At 67.8% G+C, this 16,553-nt stretch carries 13 protein-coding genes; 10 read left to right on the top strand and 3 right to left on the bottom strand.

Translation table 11 applies throughout. From position 1 onward, the window contains the following. Positions 1 to 518: 518 nt before the first annotated feature. The 4 genes from folE to G5A07_RS20125 all read left to right on the top strand — a co-directional run bounded on the left by folE (position 519) and on the right by G5A07_RS20125 (position 6,797). Positions 519 to 1,130 carry a GTP cyclohydrolase I FolE gene (gene folE / locus G5A07_RS20140; RefSeq protein ID WP_004141296.1) on the top strand — a complete coding sequence of 204 codons (612 nt, stop codon included), beginning with the start codon at positions 519 to 521 and terminating at the stop codon, positions 1,128 to 1,130. A 112-nt stretch (positions 1,131 to 1,242) separates the two neighbouring features. Continuing rightward, complete coding sequence (locus G5A07_RS20135) at positions 1,243 to 2,712, top strand: DUF3375 domain-containing protein (protein WP_010487509.1); 1,470 nt, start codon at positions 1,243 to 1,245, stop codon at positions 2,710 to 2,712. Continuing rightward, a complete protein-coding gene (locus G5A07_RS20130; RefSeq protein ID WP_005421303.1) occupies positions 2,699 to 3,400 on the top strand; it encodes a DUF4194 domain-containing protein in 702 nt (233 codons plus the stop codon). Before G5A07_RS20135 ends, G5A07_RS20130 begins: the two co-directional genes overlap by 14 nt. 16 nt (positions 3,401 to 3,416) lie before the next feature. Then, positions 3,417 to 6,797, top strand: coding sequence for an SbcC/MukB-like Walker B domain-containing protein (locus tag G5A07_RS20125; RefSeq protein ID WP_191863897.1), 3,381 nt, complete (start codon positions 3,417 to 3,419; stop codon positions 6,795 to 6,797). A 105-nt stretch (positions 6,798 to 6,902) separates the two neighbouring features. Here the strand turns inward: G5A07_RS20125 and G5A07_RS20120 are convergent, their stop codons facing one another. Next, positions 6,903 to 7,682 (bottom strand): sulfite exporter TauE/SafE family protein, encoded by a 780-nt coding sequence (locus tag G5A07_RS20120; protein ID WP_029380158.1) that lies wholly within the window; start codon positions 7,680 to 7,682, stop codon positions 6,903 to 6,905. 102 nt (positions 7,683 to 7,784) lie between these two features. On the opposite strand from G5A07_RS20120, the gene G5A07_RS20115 reads away from it, so the two are divergent. Next, positions 7,785 to 8,177 carry a YchJ family protein gene (locus G5A07_RS20115; RefSeq protein ID WP_043403033.1) on the top strand — a complete coding sequence of 131 codons (393 nt, stop codon included), beginning with the start codon at positions 7,785 to 7,787 and terminating at the stop codon, positions 8,175 to 8,177. A gap of 3 nt (positions 8,178 to 8,180) precedes the next feature. On the opposite strand, the gene G5A07_RS20110 is transcribed toward G5A07_RS20115, so the two are convergent. Next, on the bottom strand, positions 8,181 to 9,461 hold the full coding sequence (locus G5A07_RS20110; RefSeq protein ID WP_191863896.1) for a GGDEF domain-containing protein: 1,281 nt from the start codon (positions 9,459 to 9,461) through the stop codon (positions 8,181 to 8,183). Positions 9,462 to 9,611: 150 nt separating this feature from the next. Between G5A07_RS20110 and egtB the strand changes: the two genes are divergently transcribed. From egtB to G5A07_RS20090, 4 genes are all read left to right on the top strand, one after another. After that, positions 9,612 to 10,883, top strand: coding sequence for an ergothioneine biosynthesis protein EgtB (egtB, locus tag G5A07_RS20105; protein ID WP_049480369.1), 1,272 nt, complete (start codon positions 9,612 to 9,614; stop codon positions 10,881 to 10,883). Further along, a complete protein-coding gene (gene egtD / locus G5A07_RS20100) occupies positions 10,880 to 11,854 on the top strand; it encodes an L-histidine N(alpha)-methyltransferase (RefSeq protein WP_049412901.1) in 975 nt (324 codons plus the stop codon). The genes egtB and egtD overlap by 4 nt, the downstream gene beginning before the upstream one ends. A 78-nt stretch (positions 11,855 to 11,932) precedes the next feature. Beyond that, positions 11,933 to 14,119, top strand: coding sequence for a lytic murein transglycosylase (locus tag G5A07_RS20095; RefSeq protein ID WP_231298797.1), 2,187 nt, complete (start codon positions 11,933 to 11,935; stop codon positions 14,117 to 14,119). 26 nt (positions 14,120 to 14,145) lie between these two features. Then, positions 14,146 to 14,919 (top strand): DUF2628 domain-containing protein, encoded by a 774-nt coding sequence (locus G5A07_RS20090; RefSeq protein WP_043403041.1) that lies wholly within the window; start codon positions 14,146 to 14,148, stop codon positions 14,917 to 14,919. A gap of 6 nt (positions 14,920 to 14,925) precedes the next feature. Here G5A07_RS20090 and G5A07_RS20085 read toward each other — a convergent pair whose 3' ends face one another. Then, positions 14,926 to 16,113 carry a benzoate/H(+) symporter BenE family transporter gene (locus tag G5A07_RS20085; RefSeq protein ID WP_191863895.1) on the bottom strand — a complete coding sequence of 396 codons (1,188 nt, stop codon included), beginning with the start codon at positions 16,111 to 16,113 and terminating at the stop codon, positions 14,926 to 14,928. On the opposite strand from G5A07_RS20085, the gene G5A07_RS20080 reads away from it, so the two are divergent. Then, positions 16,106 to 16,360 carry a hypothetical protein gene (locus G5A07_RS20080; protein WP_125437961.1) on the top strand — a complete coding sequence of 85 codons (255 nt, stop codon included), beginning with the start codon at positions 16,106 to 16,108 and terminating at the stop codon, positions 16,358 to 16,360. The two genes, G5A07_RS20085 and G5A07_RS20080, sit on opposite strands and share 8 nt — an antisense overlap. Positions 16,361 to 16,553: the final 193 nt, after the last annotated feature.

The following is a 16,553-nucleotide window of genomic DNA, read 5'->3' as shown; positions in this document are numbered from 1 at the left end:
CAGCCGCTGGCGGCTGTGCGTTCGGGCGCTTGCGAGGCATGCCTCGCAAGCAAAGCGCCCTCACCCTTGGGGGCTCGGCCGCGGCATCCATGCCGCGGACGGTCCTGCCCCGCCCGGCCCCCGCTGCCCGCCCAACACCCCGCGAGCGCGGTGGGTTGGCTCTTAGAAGCAAGAGCGGAAGCAGTGCGGACCAACGGTCCGCACCCACCAGGGCGGCGGCGGGCCGCTTCCGAAGCCATGAACCCCCGCTTTTGACCCCGCTTTCGGGCGGTCCGGCCGCGCCCGCAGGAAATTGTCGGAGAGGGGGAGGGGCAGGCCGGGCAGGACCGTCCACGGCATGGATGCCGTGGCCGAGCCTACAGGGACGTACTTGCGGCGTGTCCTGCCTGGCCTGCCCCTCCCCCTCTCGCTCAGCTGCAACGAGGCGCTGCAAGAGACCCCCGATGAACCGTCCCAACAGGACGACCCCCCCCCCGGTCGGGTACGATGCTCGCCCCCCGTTCGGGACGCTGTACGCAATGAGCAAGAACAACGAAAAGGCCGCCCCGCAGGGCGACGTGACCCAGGACCAGGCTGAGGATGCCGTGCGCACCCTGCTGCGCTGGGCCGGTGAGGACCCGTCCCGTGAAGGCCTGCTGGATACCCCCCGCCGTGTCGCCGAAGCCTATGGCGACTGGTTCAGCGGTTACCGCGACGACCCGCGCGCCTACATGGAGCGGACCTTCGAGGAAGTGGCCGGCTACGACGAACTGATCGTCCTGCGGGACATCGAGTACGAAAGCCACTGCGAGCACCACATGGCGCCGATCATCGGCCGCGTGCACGTCGGCTACCTGCCGGCCGGCAAGGTGGTGGGCATCAGCAAGCTGGCCCGCGTCGTCGAAGCCTACGCCCGTCGTTTCCAGGTGCAGGAAAAGATGACCGCGCAGATCGCCCAGTGCATCCAGGATGTGCTGCAGCCGATCGGCGTCGGCGTGGTCGTCGAAGGCGCCCACGAGTGCATGACCACGCGCGGCATCCACAAGCGCGGCGTCAGCATGGTCACCTCCAAGATGCTGGGCAGCTTCCGCGACGACGCGCGCACCCGCGCCGAGTTCCTGCGCTTCATCGAAGTGGGCGGCAAGCGCTGAGCCGCTTGCCCGCACCGCGCCGGCCCCTGCAGGCCGGCATGCCCACGGCTGCCCCCGCGGCAGCCGTGCATGGCGGCTCGTCCCTGTCAGCCCTACAGACTTCTTTCGCTGCATGAAGCATCGCGAACGCATTGCCCGTTACCGCCACCTGCGCGAACAGCCCCAGTGGAAGCTGCTTGCCGCCGACCACGCCCCGGAAATCATCGGCCTGTTGCAGGGCCTGCTGATGGACGGCGAGCGCACGTTGCCTTCGTCGGTGCTCAACGAGCGCCTGCAGCGCGCGCTGGACCAGCTGGCCGGCGATGAACTCTCGCGCGAGCTGCCGCGTACCGCGCAGGCCTACATCGCGCACTGGCTGGCCCAGGGCTGGCTGGAACGCCGTTTGCCCGAAGGCGCCGACCAGGAGCAGTACGAGCTGTCCACTGCTGCACTGCAGGCGATCCGCTTCGCGGACGGCCTCGAGCAGGCCCGCGTGGCCGCCACCGAAAGCCGCCTGGCGCTGGTCATTGAGCAGCTCTCGGCGCTGGCTGCGCAGACCGAAGCCGACCCCGATGCGCGCCTGTCCGCGCTGCACGACGAGCGCGACCGCATCGATGCCGAAATCGCCCGGGTCGGCACTGGCCGCGTGGTTGCGCTGGACGGCAAGCGCGCGCTGGAACGCACCCGCCAGATCATCGGCCTGGCCGACGAGCTGACCGAGGACTTCCGCCGCGTGCGCGATGACTTCGAGCAGCTCAATCGCGATTTCCGCGAACGCATCATCGACGACGAGGGCGAGCGCGGCGACGTGTTGTCGCAGCTGTTCGAAGGCGTGGATGTCATCGGCGAAAGTGACGCCGGGCGCAGTTTCCAGGCGTTCTGGCGCCTGCTCAACGACGCCGAGCAGAGCGCCCAGCTCGATGCCGCGCTGGAAGCGGTGCTGGCGCGTGGCTTTGCGCGCCGCCTGGACCGCAACGAACGCAACTTCCTGCGCAGCTTCACCAGCACCATGCTCGAACGCGGTGGCCAGGTGCACGACGTGCTGCAGAACTTCGCGCGCAGCCTGCGCGGCTTCGTGCAGAGCCGTGGCTACCTGGAACAGCGTCGCCTCAACCAGCTGCTGAAGCAGGCGCAGTCCGAAGCACTGGCTCTGCGCGACGAATTCCCCGCACAGCGTGGCATCGGCCGTGACCTGCAGTTGACCACCAGCCGCCTGCGCTCGTGGTCGCAGTGGAGGCTGCACGATCCGCGCAGCGCCCAGGTCGATGGCAATGTCGAGTACAACGACGCCGCGGCCATCAGCCTGGAAAGCGTCGGTGATCTGGTCGCTTCGTCCGAAATCGATTTCCGTACCCTGCGCCGCGACCTGCACGACCTGCTCGATGCACAGCCGCGGCTCAGCATCGCCCAGGCCCTGTCGCAGCGCGAAGCGCCGCAGGGCCTCGGCAGCGTCATCGGCTACCTGTCGCTGGGCACGCGCTTCGGCAACGTGGTTGCCGGCGAGCAGGAGCTTGCGCAATGGCGTGGTGGCGACGGCCAGATCCGTCGCGCCCGCATCCCGCTGGTTTGGTTCACTCAGGAGAGACGCCATGAGCTGGCATGAAGATCCCATCGACGCACCGCAGGCCGACGTGGCGGAAGACGCCTACGAGGCCGAGCCGGTGGCGGCCGTGGCGCAGCCCCGCCGTGGCAACGACGTGTATTACCTCGGCGATACCGGGCGCCTGCCGCTGGATGCACGCCGCGCGCTGTGCCAGCTGCTGATCGGCCCCAGCATCGACCAGCTGCGCCACGCCAAACTGTGGCCGGCGCTGATCCGCAGCGAGGCGGCCATCCGCTCGTCGCTGGCGGACCTGTTCCTGGAACTGGTGCTCGATCGTGACAGCGGCGTGGCGTTCACCCGCCAGGCCGATACCGAAGACGTCGATGCGCCGGTGCTGCTGCGCACCTCGCCGCTGACCTTCATCGACTCGGTGCTGCTGCTGTACCTTCGCCAGCAGCTGGCCGAGGCCGATGCGCGCGGCAACCGCGCGGTGGTCGCCGATGCCGAGATGGCCGAAGCGTTGGCCATCTACGAAAAGAACCTGTCCACCGACCGCGCCGGCTTCAACCGCCGTGTCGCTTCGGCGGTGCAGAAGATGAAGGACAACCACATCCTGACCCGCCTCAGCGGCCAGGAAGACCGCCACGAAGTCTCGCCGGCGCTGAAGCTGCTGTTCTCCGCCGAAGACGTGTCCCAGCTCTCGGCGGTCTACCGCCAGCTGCGCGAAACCCCGGCCGCCGAGGCCTGAGAGACCCGACCATCGCATGGCTATCTCCAAGCACACTCCCGCCCTGTTCAACGAAGGCCTGCCGGACCCGCGCCTGCAGCAGTTCCGCATGCGCCGCCTGCAGGTGCACAACTGGGGTACCTTCAACGGCCTGACCGAAGTGCCGATCGCCGAGCGCGGCTTCCTGTTCGTCGGCCGTTCCGGGTCGGGCAAGTCGACCCTGCTCGATGCCATGTCCGCGCTGCTGACGCCGCCGGCCATCGTTGACTTCAACGCCGCCGCGCGTGAAGCCGAGCGCAGTGGCCGCGACCGCAACCTGGTGTCCTACGTGCGTGGCGCGTGGGCCGACCAGCAGGACAGCGGTACCGGCGAAATCGCCACCCAGTACCTGCGCAAGGGCGCTACCTGGACCGCGCTGGTGCTGGAATACCGCGCCGGCGATGGCCGCGTGGTCAGCCTGGTGCGCCTGCTGTGGATCTCCGGCAACGGCACCTCGGCTGGCGATGTGCGCAAGCACTACATGATCGCCGAGCGCCCGTTCGACATCGCCAAGGATCTTGGTGGTTTCGACCTGGACCTGCGCAAGCTCAAGCAGAAGCTGTCCGACCTGCACCACTTCGACACCTTCTCCGGTTACGCCGAGCGCTTCCGCGACCTGCTCGGCATCGACAACGAGATGGCGCTGCGCCTGCTGCACAAGACGCAGTCGGCGAAGAACCTGGGCGACCTGAACGTCTTCCTGCGCGACTTCATGCTCGACACGCCGAAGACCTTCGACGCCGCCGAGCGCTTGGTCAGCGACTTCGCCGAGCTCGATGGCGCGCACCAGGCCGTGGTCACTGCGCGTCGCCAGGTGGAGACCCTGCTGCCGGCACGCGCCTACTACAACGACCTGAAGGAAATGCACCGCCGGCGCGGCGACGACGAAGCCCTCAAGCTCGGCGTCGACAGCTTCCGTGAAAGCCGCCGCCAGGCGCTGATCGAAGCACGCCTGCGCGAGATGGACGTGCGTGACCGTGGCCTGCTCGGGGAAGAAGCCCAGCGCCGTGCCGCACTGGACAACCACACCGAGCGCCTGGCCGAGCTGGAACTGCAGCGCCGCCAGCAGGGCGGTGAGCGCATCGAGGAACTGGAACGCGAGCAGGGCCGTGCCGAAGCCGAGCGCGACCGCCGCCAGGCCAAGCGCGAGCAGGCACGCCAGGCGGCGCAGCAGCTGCAGGCGGAACTGCCGGACGACGCCCACGGCTTCGCCGAGCTGGTCGAGCGCGCGCAGAACGAGCTGCAGGACCGCCAGCGTGCCTCTTCGGCGCTGGACGACGCGATCAGCGATCGCCTGGGTGGCAAGCGCGATGACGAGCGCCGCTTCGGCGAAGTCCGTGCGGAACTCGAAGCGATGCAGCGCACGCCGTCCAACATCCCTGCGCCGATGCAGAAGCTGCGCGCGCGCCTGGCCGAGGAAACGGGCATCGCCGAAGCAGCGCTGCCGTTCGTTGGCGAACTGATCCAGGTCCGCTCCGAAGAGCAGGGCTGGCAGGGTGCCATCGAGCGCGTGCTGGGCGGTTTCGCGCTGTCGCTGCTGGTCGATGACAAGCATTACAACGACGTCGCCGAGTGGGTGAACCGCACCCACCTGGGCATGCGCTTCACCTACTACCGCGTGCGCCGCAACGATGATGCGTTCGCGCGCGAGCCGTCGGCGAAGTCCCTGCTGCACAAGCTGGAACTGCGCGAGCACGTGTTCGAAAGCTGGCTGCGCCGTGAGCTTGGCAAGCGCTTCGACTACGAGTGCGTCGATGCCAAGCAGCTGCGCAACGTCGATCGCGGCATCACCCGCGAAGGCCAGGTCAAGCATCCGGGCGACCGCTTCGAGAAGGACGACCGCAGTGCCGTGGGTGACCGCCGTCGCTGGATTCTCGGCTTCAACAACCACGACAAGGTCGGCGCCTTCGAGCGTGAAGCACAGGAGCTGGCCAAGCGCATCGCCGGCTGCGAGACCGACATCGCGCGCCTGCGTGGCCAGCGTGATCGCGACAACGAACGCCGCCTGGCCTGCCACGAGCTGGTCAGCATCAGCTGGAACGAGATCGATATCGCCGCCCCGCAGCAGCGCCTCAGCGATATCGAAGCGACGCTGCGCGACCTGCGCGAAGGCAATGCCGACCTCGCCAAGCTGGCCATGCAGATCGACGCGGTGCGCGCGGACATCGAACAGTCGCGCCGCACCTATGAAGACGTCCGCGTCGAGCGTGGCCAGCTGGTCAAGGAGCGCGATCGCCTCGACCGCGCACGCCAGCAGAGCCGTGCGCTGGTGCTGCCGAGCCTGGCCCAGGAGCAGGAAGCCGGCCTTTCCGAGCGCCTGCAGGAGCAGGGTCCGCTCAGCCTGGAAACGCTGGAAGCGCACATGCGCCAGGTCAGCAACGCGCTGAACGAGCAGCTGTCGTCCTCGCAGCAGGACCTCAACCGCATCGAGAACCAGCTGATCGGCTGCTTCCGTCGCTTCATCCAGCAGTGGCCGGAGGAATCGGGCGACTTCACCGTCTCGGTGGCCTCGGCCGAGGACTTCCTCGCACGCCTCGAACGCCTGGAGCGCGATGGCCTGCCGCAGCACGAAGAGCGCTTCTTCGATCTGCTGCAGAACCAGAGCAAGAACAACCTGCTGGCCCTGCAGCGGCACAGCGCCGAGGCCCGCAAGTCGATCGGCCAGCGCCTGGACGAAGTGAACGCCAGCCTGGAACAGGTGCCGTTCAACCGAGGCACGCTGCTGACCATCGAACTGAACGACCGACGCCTGCCGGAAGTCGGCGAGTTCCACCTGCAGCTGCGCGAAGTGCTGTCGCAGCAGCAGACCGAGCAGCGCGAGCTGGCCGAATCGCAGTTCACCGTGCTGCGCCAGCTGGTCAATCGCCTGGGCTCGCAGGAAGGCGAGGACAAGCGTTGGCGCGAGCTGGTGCTGGACGTGCGCATGCACGTGGAGTTCATCGGCGTCGAGCTGGATGCGGAGACGCGCCAGCAGGTCGAGATCTACCGCAGCGGCGCCGGCAAGTCCGGTGGCCAGCGCCAGAAGCTGGCCACGACCTGCCTGGCGGCCGCGCTGCGCTACCAGCTCGGTGGCGCCGACAGCCAGCTGCCCAGCTACGCCGCAGTGGTACTCGACGAAGCCTTCGACAAGGCCGATAACGAGTTCACCGCGCTGGCGATGAACATCTTCGACAACTTCGGCTTCCAGATGGTGGTCGCCACACCGCTGAAGTCGGTGATGACGCTGGAACCGTTCATCGGCGGCGCCTGCTTCGTCGAGATCAGCGGCCGCCACGACTCCGGCGTGCTGCTGATCGAGTACGACGAAGAAGGCAAGCGCCTGAAGCTGCCCGAGCGCAGCCGCCAGCAGGCCAACGAACCGGAAGAAGCCGAGGCCTGAGCGCCTCGGTCCATCTACCTGTAGAGCCGAGCCATGCTCGGCTGCTCTTCGCGACCTGAAACAACGTGCCAACCAAGGTTGGCACCTGCCATTTCATAACGTCCCTCACGAACCGCGGAACGTATCCCACGCCATCCGCGCGATCAGCACCACCACCAGCCCCACGAACAGCTTGCGGATGAACGGCGTGCCGCCCTTCAGCGCCAGTCGCGTGCCCACCACCGAACCGATGATGTTGGCCGCCGCCATCGGCAGCGCGAACAGCCACAGGATGTTGCCGGTCGGCACGAAGAACGAGATCGCCGCCACATTCGTCGCCAGGTTCACCACCTTCGATGCCGCTGACGCGCGCAGGAAATCCAGGCCGAAGAAGCGCACGAACAGGAAGATCAGGAAGCTGCCGGTGCCCGGCCCGAAGAAGCCGTCGTAGAACCCGATCGCCGCACCGATCGCCAGCGCGATCGCCAGCTCGCGGCGACCGATCTCCTGCGGGCGGTGCAGCGCGCCGAAGTCCTTCTTCCACAGTGTGTAGGCCAGCATCGCGATCAGCAGCACCAGCACCAGTGGGCGCACCGCGTCCTTGGGCAGCAGGCTTACCGCCGTGGCCCCGGCGAAGGAGAAGATGAAGGCCGTGCCGGCCGCGAACAGCACCGGTTTCCACGGGAAGCGCACGTTGCGCGCATAGCGCCAGGCCGCCGCACCGGTACCGAACATCGAACTGAACTTGTTGGTACCGAACAGCATGGCCGGCGTCTGCTGCGGCAGCACCGTGAACAGGCCAGGCAGCTGCACCAGGCCACCGCCACCCACGGCGGCATCCACAAGACCGGCGATGAAGGCGATCACCACCAGCCACCACAACTCAGGGGGAACCAGTTCCAGCACGGCGATCAATCAAGGTGGGGGCGCGACAGCATACGCCCGTCCTGTACCCGGCGACCTGTGCCGTGCGTGGATCAATCCGCGCAACCCGGCGACAATGCTGATATGAGCCGAAAACCTGCCGATCCCTGTCCCTGCGGCCTGCCCGCCGACTATGCTGCCTGCTGCGGCCGCTTCCACGCCGGTGAAGCCGCGCCGGATGCCGAGCGCCTGATGCGTTCGCGCTACAGCGCCTATGTGCGGGGCCTGGCCGACTACCTGCGCCAGAGCTGGCACCCGGACACGCGTCCGGCCGAGTTGTCGCTGGATGATGCGCCCGGTCAGCGTACGTATTGGCTGGGCCTGACCGTGCACGAGCACACCGTCACCGGCGCCGACAGCGCTGAGGTCCGGTTCACCGCGCGCTACCGGGTGGGTGGCGGTAGCGCGGTGAAGATGACCGAGCACAGCCGCTTCCTGCGCATCGAAGGCCGCTGGTACTACCTCGACGCGATCTGAGCTTCAGCCACCGCGTACTGCCAGCACGCCCTGCCCGGCATACGCGCGCACCTGGTTGCGGCCTCCGTCCTTGGCGACGTACAGCGCCTGGTCGGCAGCCTTGACCACGGCCGCCGGCCGCGGACCGACGCGGCTGTCGGCCAGGCCGATGCTCACCGTCACCTGCACCACCGGGCCGCTGCCGCCGCGCCCGCGTTGCTGACGCCCGGCGTCATCGTCGCGGCTGCGGGTGCTGCGGTCGCGCAGCTGCATGCGGGTGTCCTCGATGCTCTGCCGCAAGGCTTCCACGGCATCCATGCAGGCGTCGGCCGGCTGGCCCAGGAACACCACCGCGAACTCCTCGCCGCCGTAGCGGAACGCACGTCCACCATCACCGACCCGCGCCAGCCGCGAGGCCACCAGGCGCAGCACGTCGTCGCCGGTGTCGTGGCCGTGGGTGTCGTTGAACGATTTGAAGTGGTCCACGTCCACCATCGCGATGCTGTAGGTGCCGCGCGCCCGTTGCAGGGTCTCATTGAAGGCGCGGCGCCCCGGCAAGCCGGTCAGTTCGTCGCGGAACGCCATGTGGAACGACTCCTGCAGCATCGCGCCCAGCATCAGCAGCAGGGCCGCACTGGCCAGCGCAGGCAGCAGCACCGGCTGCAGGAAGACCCTCGGCAGCATCCACCACAGGCACAGCAGCGCCAGCAGCATAGCCGTGTGCAGCGGCCGCGGATGCCGCCATGCCTGCCAACCCAGCGCCGCCGTGGCCAGCAGGAACAGCAGCGCCGGCAGCTGCGCCAGCGCGTTCCAGTCGGCCGGGATCCACGCCCAATGACGGTTCGACAGCAGATCATGCATGCCGCGCGGCTGCTGCGCGGCCAGCAGCAGGAAGATCAGCAATGCCGTACTGCTGGCGACGGAGCGCAACAGCAGGTCGTGCCTGCGCCGCCCACGCTCCGGCCACAACGACAGGCCGGCGAACAGCAACGGCAGCCACGCCGAGATGGCATGGAAGCGCAGCGGTGTCAGCGCGCTGACATGGCCGCTGCGCAGGTAGCCGCCGACATCCTGGTGCAGCATCGCGAACATGACTGCCACCACCAACAGCAGGCAGAGCGCACGCACCTGGTGGTAGAGAAGGGCCAGGCCGGCACCGAGGCAGGCCAGCAGCCAGGGCAGAACGCGTTGGGCCGGACTGGCCACGTCTTCGTTGCCCAACGCCGCCCACAGCACCACGGCAACCAGCACGGCGGGCAGCACGAACAGGTAGTGCGCAGGCTGGCGGAGCGGATGCAGGGGCAATCAGGAATTCCAGCGCGGTGACGACGCGGCCGCAGCATTGCCGTTAGCGGCGTTCGGGGCGGCTTCTTGAATGCGGCAGGCCCATCCATGTGAACGAAGTGACGCCGGACCATGACATCGCACTCACCCGCCGGCACCGATGCTGTCGGCATGGACAGCGTACCCGCCGCCGTCGCTGCCCCGCAGCACGATCTCGCCCACCAGTTCGCACGCGTGCGTGCGCGCAGCATGCAACTGGCCGGCCCACTCAGCGCCGAGGACGCCATGCTGCAGAGCATGGCCGATGCCAGCCCCAGCAAGTGGCACCTGGCCCACACCACCTGGTTCTTCGAACGCTTCGTGCTGGCCGGCTTCCCGGCTGCGCCTGCACATGACCCTGCATGGGACTACCTGTTCAACAGCTACTACAAGAGTATCGGCCCCGCCCATGCCCGGCCGCAGCGCGGCCTCCTCTCACGGCCCTCGCTCCAGCAGGTGCATGACTATCGCCAGCAGGTCGATGCACAGGTGCAGTCGCGGCTATCGGCAGGTGACCTGGACCCACACGCGCTGCACAACCTGCAGCTGGGCCTGCAGCACGAACAACAGCATCAGGAGTTGTTGTTGACCGACATCAAGCACGCGTTCTGGTGCAATCCGCTGCAGCCGGCCTACCGCGAGGACCTGCCCACCCCCCCTGGCGCTGCCAGTGCACAGGGCTGGATCGAATCACCCGAGCGCATCGTTACCGTCGGCGCTGCATCCTGGCCGCAGCACGCTGCGTTTGCCTACGACAACGAATCGCCGCCGCACCGCGTGCTGCTGCCGGCACATGCTCTGGCCGAACGTCCCGTCAGCAATGCCGAGTACCGTGCTTTCATCGATGCCGGCGGCTACCGCGAACCGCGCTGGTGGCTCAGTGAAGGCTGGGCGTTGCGTGAAGCCGAGGACTGGCAGCACCCGCTGTACTGGGATGACACCCTGCAGCGCGAATACACCCTGGGCGGTTGGCGCGAGCTGGATCCGCACGCGCCGGTCTGCCATCTCAGCTACTTCGAGGCCGATGCCTGTGCTCGCTGGGCCGGGGCACGCCTGCCCAGCGAGTTCGAGTGGGAGGCCGCCGCCGCGTCTCAGGCGGTGCGGGGCCACTTTGCCGATGACGATCACCTGCACCCGCAGGCGGGGCAGGGCAGCGGCCTGCGCCAGCTGTTCGGTGATGTCTGGGAGTGGACTCACAGCGCGTATGGTGCCTATCCCGGCTACCGCCCTTTCGCGGGCAACCTCGGTGAGTACAACGGCAAGTTCATGTGCGGCCAATGGGTGCTGCGCGGCGGCAGCTGCGTCACGCCACGGGGCCATGTGCGCGCCAGCTATCGCAATTTCTTCATGCCGCCGGCGCGCTGGCAGTTCTCCGGACTGCGCCTGGCCAGGGACCTCACATGAGCACCGTGCACGACGCGCTGCAGGCGTTGACCGACCTCACCCCCGGCCGCCAGCAGATCCTCACCGACGTGGTGGCCGGGTTGTCGCGCACACCGCGCCAGCTGCCATCCAAGTATTTCTACGATGCACGCGGCTCACGCCTGTTCGAGCAGATCACGCAGACCTGCGAGTACTACCCCACGCGTACCGAGCTGGCGCTGCTGGCGCGGGTGCTGCCGGACATCGCCCGCAGCGTCGGTCCTCATGTTCATGTGGTGGAGCTGGGCAGCGGCAGTGGCCGCAAGACCGCGCTGCTGCTGGCGGCACTGCAGGACCCCGTGGCCTACACCCCCATCGAGATCTCGCGCGCCGCGCTGCTGTCCAGCATCGACCATCTGGCCCCGGCGCTGCCGGACGTCGAGATGCTGCCGGTCTGTGCCGACTTCACCCGCGCGGTCGCCGTCCCGGCACCGGAACGCGAGCCTGCGCGGCGCCTGTTGTTCTTCCCGGGCTCCACGTTGGGCAATTTCGTCGAAGAGGATGCCGTCGCACTGCTGCGCGCGATGCGCCAGACCATGGGCCGCGATGGCCTGGCCCTGGTCGGCATCGATCTGCACAAGGACCCGGCATTGATCGAAGCCGCCTACAACGATGTGCAGGGCATCACTGCTGCATTCACCCTCAACCTGCTGGCGCGCCTGAACCGCGAGATCGGCAGCGACTTCGATCTGGACGGCTTCCGCCACCGCGCCCGCTACAGCATCGCGCGGCTGCGCATCGAAACCGATCTGGTCAGCCAGCGCGCACAGGACGTCCGTCTGGATGGCCGCACCTTCCACTTCCAGGCCGACGAGCCGATCCGCGTCGAATACAGCCACAAGTACACCGACGACAGCTTCGAAGCGTTGCTGCTGCCAGCGGGCCTGCAGGTCGTGCGGCGCTGGGATGCTGAAAGCCCGGCCTATGGCCTGCGCCTGCTTCGCGCCCTTTAGCCGCCGCCAGCCCGCGCTGCTTCAGGTTCGCCTACGCTGCGCCTAAGATGGCCCTGCAACGGCAACACGGAGGACGCCATGCCCATTCTGACCACGCTCGGCCTGGCGGCCGTGCTCGCCGCGGCACCCGCTTCGACAGCAGCGCCTGCGGCCAGCAGCGATGCCGCTTTCAGCCGCTGCCTGGCCGTCCTGCAATCGACAGCCGCCAGCCAGGGCATCAGTGCCGACCGCTTCAATGGGATTATCGCCGGGCTCACCCCCGATCCCAGCGTGCTCGGCCTGCTCGACGCGCAGCCGGAATTCACCACGCCGATCTGGGACTACCTGGCCGCGCTGGTCGATCGCCAGCGCGTGGACGATGGGCGCGTCCTGCTGCAGCAGCATCGGGCCCTGCTTGATCGGGTGTCGGCCCAGTACGGCGTCGATCCGGCCACCATCGTCGCGGTCTGGGGCGTGGAGAGCGACTACGGCCGTGTGTTCGGCAAGCGCCCGCTGCTGCAGTCGCTGGCCACGCTGTCCTGTGCCGGCCGCCGCCAGCCCTTCTTCCGTGGTGAGCTGCTGGCCCTGCTCAAGTTGATCGACCGCGGCGACCTGCAGGCACAGGGGCTCACCGGTTCCTGGGCCGGCGCCTTCGGGCATACGCAGTTCATGCCCAGCACCTATGCAGGCATCGCCGTGGACGGTGATGGCGATGGCCGCCGCGATCTGGTCGGCAGCATTCCCGATGCGCTGGCCTCCACCGCCAATTACCTCAAGCGCGCCGGCTGGCGCAGCGGAGAGCCGTGGGGCATGGAAGTGCGTATCCCGCCCGGTTTCGACGCCAGCCAGGCCGGGCGCACCCAGCGTCGGGCGCTGGCCGACTGGCGTGCGCAAGGTGTGACCGCATTGGATGGCAGCGCGTTGGCCCCGGCCAACCTGCCTGCCGACGCGCGCGCGGCCCTGCTGCTGCCGGCGGGCGGCAAGGGCCCTGCGTTGCTGGTGTTCCGCAACTACGACGCGATCTACAGCTACAACGCTGCCGAAAGCTACGCGCTGGCGATCGCCACGCTGGCCGACCAGCTGCGTGGCGGCACGGGCCTGGCCACGGCCTGGCCGACCGATGATCCCGGTATCGGCCGCGATGAGCGCCGCCAGCTGCAGACCCTGCTGCTGGCCCGCGGCCACGACATCGGAAGCGCCGACGGCATGATCGGTACGGCCACGCGTCGCGCTATCCAGGTCGAGCAGCAGCGCCTGGGCTGGGCCAACGCAGATGGGCGCGCGGGACAGCGTATCCTTCGCACTCTGCAGAACGCGCCGCGCACTGCACCGGTGCCCACGCGTTTCATGCTTCCCAGCAACTACAGTGCCGTGCAATCGCCGGCCATACGGAGTCGATCCCACGTGCAGCAGATCCAGGGTGTACGCAGCGGGCAGTACCAGGGGCTCGATGCCTGGCTGGTGGAAACCGGCGACGCCAGCGCGGCCATCAGTGTGTTTGGCGGCCAGCTGCTTTCCTTCGTGCCCAAGGGCCAGCCGGATCTGATGTGGCTGTCCCCCCGGCGCGCCGAACTGCCCACGCCGATCCGCGGAGGCAGCCCCGTCTGCTGGCCGTACTTCGGCCGCCAAGGCCAGGGCAACGACGTGCCCGCCCACGGTTTCGTCCGTACCGTGCCGTGGGAACTGCAACAGGCCCGTCGCTTGGACGACGGCAGCATCGAGCTCACGCTGGCACCCCCGGTGCTGCAGAGCCTGGACCTGCGATTGAGGATGACTGTGCGTGTAGGCCGCCAGTTGACCCAGCGACTGATCACCGAGAACGTCGGCAGTTCCCCTGCCAGCATCACCCAGGCGCTGCACAACTATTTCCGCGTGGGTGATGCCAGCGCGGTGGATGTGGACGGCGTGGACGGACTGGACTATCTGGACAAGTTCGAGAACTATGCGACGCCGCGTCGGCAGCAGGGCGCCTGGACGTTGCGCGATCCCCGTGATCCCGGGCGCAGCGACCGCATCTACACGCAGGCCAAGGGTCACTATGTCCTGCGTGATCCGGTGCTGAAACGCCGCATCGACATCCGTACGGAAGGAAGCCGCTCGCTGGTGGCGTGGAATCCCGGTGCCGAGGCTGCAGCGAAGATGGCAGATGTGGGTGAGGGCTGGCGCGACTACGTCTGCCTGGAAGCGGCCAACGCCGGACCCGACGTGGTGACCCTGCCGCCGGGTGGCAGCCATGTGCTGTCACAGACATTGTCCGCGGCACCGTGGACACCGGTAACCCGGTAACGAATCAACGCAGCAAGGATGTTTTCATGCAGGACGCACAGTGGTGGTACGCCAACAGCAGGCAGAGCGAAGGACCGGTGGACCTGGCCGCCCTGCGTCGCCTGCAGCAGGATGGCACGGTGACGGCACGCACGCTGCTGTGGCGCGAAGGCATGCCCTCGTGGCGCCCCTTGGCGGAGCTGGAACAGGATTCAACGCCCATCGAGATGGCGCCGGCTCCGGATATCGACACAGCCCCACCGGTTGAGGTCGTTGCGCCAAGTGTCGGCGATCCGTCCGATCCGTATCGAGCCCCCGCCGCTGCACCGGATACGGCTGCCGCCGCGGGGCTGGAGGGCGAGATGGCCTTGTACGCCAGCGTGGTCGGCGGCAACTTCCCGATCTATCGCCAGCGCTGGCGGCTGGATCAGGGCATTGCCACCGCCAGTGGAACCTGGCACTGGCCGGCCTTCCTGCTCGGCCCGATCTGGATGATGTACCGCAGGATGTACCGCCTGGCGGCAATGTGGGTCGGCCTGCTGCTGCTGATCAGCGTGGTGGAGACCTTGCTGGATGTGCCCGAAGGCGTGTCGCTGGTCATCACCATCGCGCTCAGCGTCACCACCGGCACCTTTGGCAACACCTGGTACCTGGCACACTGCCAACGCCTGATCGCCCAAGCCCGTGCCGTCAGCGGCGGCGATGACGCACGGCTGCGCAGCGAGCTGACCGCACGCGGCGGCACCAGCGTGGTCGCCACACTGGCCGCCATCGTCATCTCGGTGGTGTTGAGCACCGTCGGCGCCGCACTGGCGGGGTAGGACAGGTCAGCGGCCCTGACGCGGCCGCAGCACCAGCAGGCACAGCGCACCGGCCACCAGGCCCCAGAACGCCGAACCGATGCCGGCCAGTGAGACGCCGGAGGCGGTGACCAGGAAGGTGACCAGTGCCGCCTCGCGGTCCTGCTCTACTGCCAGCGCACTGGCCAGGCTGTTGGCGATGGTGCCGAACAACGCGATACCGGCCACGCAGGCCACCAGCTCCTTTGGGAAAGCCGCGAACAGGGCGGCCACGGTGGCACCGAACAGCCCGATGACAATATAGAAAGCCCCAGCGGCCATGGCGGCGGTGTAGCGCCGTGCCGGATCCTCGTGCGCATCGCGACCCATGCAGATCGCCGCGGTGATTGCCGCCAGGTTCAGCGCGTACGCCCCGAATGGTGCCAGCAGCGTATTGACCACACCGATCCAGCCGATCAGCGGCGACACCGGGGCGTCGTAGCCGGAGGCCCGCATCACCGCCACGCCCGGAATGTTCTGCGAGGCCATGGTGACCACGAACAGGGGCAGGGCGATGCCGGCCACCGCCGTCCAGGACAAGGATGGGGTCACCCATTGCGGTACCGCCAGTTGCAGCTGTACCTGCTGTGCGTGCAGCAGGCCACGGCTGGCCGCGACCGCGATGCCGACCAGCAGGGTGGCGATGACCGCATAGCGCGGGAACAGGCGGCGTCCGGCCAGCCAGGTGGCAAACATCGCCAGCGCCAGCACCAGCTGGGTGTTCATGGCCACGAACACGTCCAGACCGAAGCGCAGCAGGACGCCGGCCAGCATGCCGGCGGCCAGCGCCATCGGCACCCGCTGCATCAATCGGGCGAAGATGCCGGAGAAGCCTGCCAGCATGCCAAGCACCGCAGCGAGCAGGAATGCGCCGGTGGCTTCAGCGAGCGAGTCGCCACCAGCACCGACCACCAGCATCGCCGCGCCCGGTGTCGACCATGCGGTCACCACCGGCACGCGATAGCGCAGCGACAGCCCGATGCAGGTGACACCCATGCCCAGTCCCAGTGCCCACATCCATGAGGCGATCTGTGCCTGGTCGGCACCGACAGCCTGTGCGGCCTGGAACACGATCACTGCGGAACTGGCGAAGCCGACCAGCACGGTGATGAAGCCGGCGACCACGGCCGGCACTGAAAGGTCGCGCCACCATGCTTGCCGCACCTGCATGTTCATTGCCGTCTCTCCTTGTTGCATCCGTGCATTGATAGCCGTTGCGGCGTTGACCGCGCAACGCGCGGGCAACGCCGCAGTGATCTTCGAGCGTACGTCATGCCTGAAGTCGCGGCGCTTCTGTCATCACCATGAAAAAAAAGCCTTGACGAAATCTGCGGGATCTCTAGAATTCGCCCCCTTGCTGCAACGCATCGCTTCCTCGGAAACGGCACGCGATCAGCAACGCCATCACCGGCGAACGAGTTGATCGAACGAAGGTGTTGACGGACTCGGAAAGTCCGGCATAATAGGCGGCTCGCAACGACGAAAGACCTTCGGGTCCAACGACGAAGCAGCATCGGCAACAACGTCCACCCCGGTGAGACGGCCTTGAAAAAAGGTGTTGACGAAGCAGAAAAGCCGGCTATAATGGGCGGCTCGCTACGAAGGAAACTTCGCAG

Source organism: Stenotrophomonas sp. AS012628, assembly GCF_010608305.1.
Classification (GTDB): domain Bacteria; phylum Pseudomonadota; class Gammaproteobacteria; order Xanthomonadales; family Xanthomonadaceae; genus Stenotrophomonas; species Stenotrophomonas geniculata.
Note: the sequence above shows the minus strand (reverse complement) of the source record. Positions and strands in the feature narration are given on the sequence as shown.

What these genes read in the sequence shown, in the direction of transcription:
- G5A07_RS20080 (WP_125437961.1), top strand. Translation starts at nt 16,106, where the DNA reads ATGTTCATTGCCGTCTCTCCTTGTTGCATCCGTGCATTGATAGCCGTT.
- G5A07_RS20090 (WP_043403041.1), top strand. Translation starts at nt 14,146, where the DNA reads ATGCAGGACGCACAGTGGTGGTACGCCAACAGCAGGCAGAGCGAAGGA.
- folE (WP_004141296.1), top strand. Translation starts at nt 519, where the DNA reads ATGAGCAAGAACAACGAAAAGGCCGCCCCGCAGGGCGACGTGACCCAG.
- egtD (WP_049412901.1), top strand. Translation starts at nt 10,880, where the DNA reads ATGAGCACCGTGCACGACGCGCTGCAGGCGTTGACCGACCTCACCCCC.
- G5A07_RS20135 (WP_010487509.1), top strand. Translation starts at nt 1,243, where the DNA reads ATGAAGCATCGCGAACGCATTGCCCGTTACCGCCACCTGCGCGAACAG.
- G5A07_RS20125 (WP_191863897.1), top strand. Translation starts at nt 3,417, where the DNA reads ATGGCTATCTCCAAGCACACTCCCGCCCTGTTCAACGAAGGCCTGCCG.
- egtB (WP_049480369.1), top strand. Translation starts at nt 9,612, where the DNA reads ATGGACAGCGTACCCGCCGCCGTCGCTGCCCCGCAGCACGATCTCGCC.
- G5A07_RS20085 (WP_191863895.1), bottom strand. Translation starts at nt 16,113, where the DNA reads ATGAACATGCAGGTGCGGCAAGCATGGTGGCGCGACCTTTCAGTGCCG.
- G5A07_RS20130 (WP_005421303.1), top strand. Translation starts at nt 2,699, where the DNA reads ATGAGCTGGCATGAAGATCCCATCGACGCACCGCAGGCCGACGTGGCG.
- G5A07_RS20115 (WP_043403033.1), top strand. Translation starts at nt 7,785, where the DNA reads ATGAGCCGAAAACCTGCCGATCCCTGTCCCTGCGGCCTGCCCGCCGAC.
- G5A07_RS20095 (WP_231298797.1), top strand. Translation starts at nt 11,933, where the DNA reads ATGCCCATTCTGACCACGCTCGGCCTGGCGGCCGTGCTCGCCGCGGCA.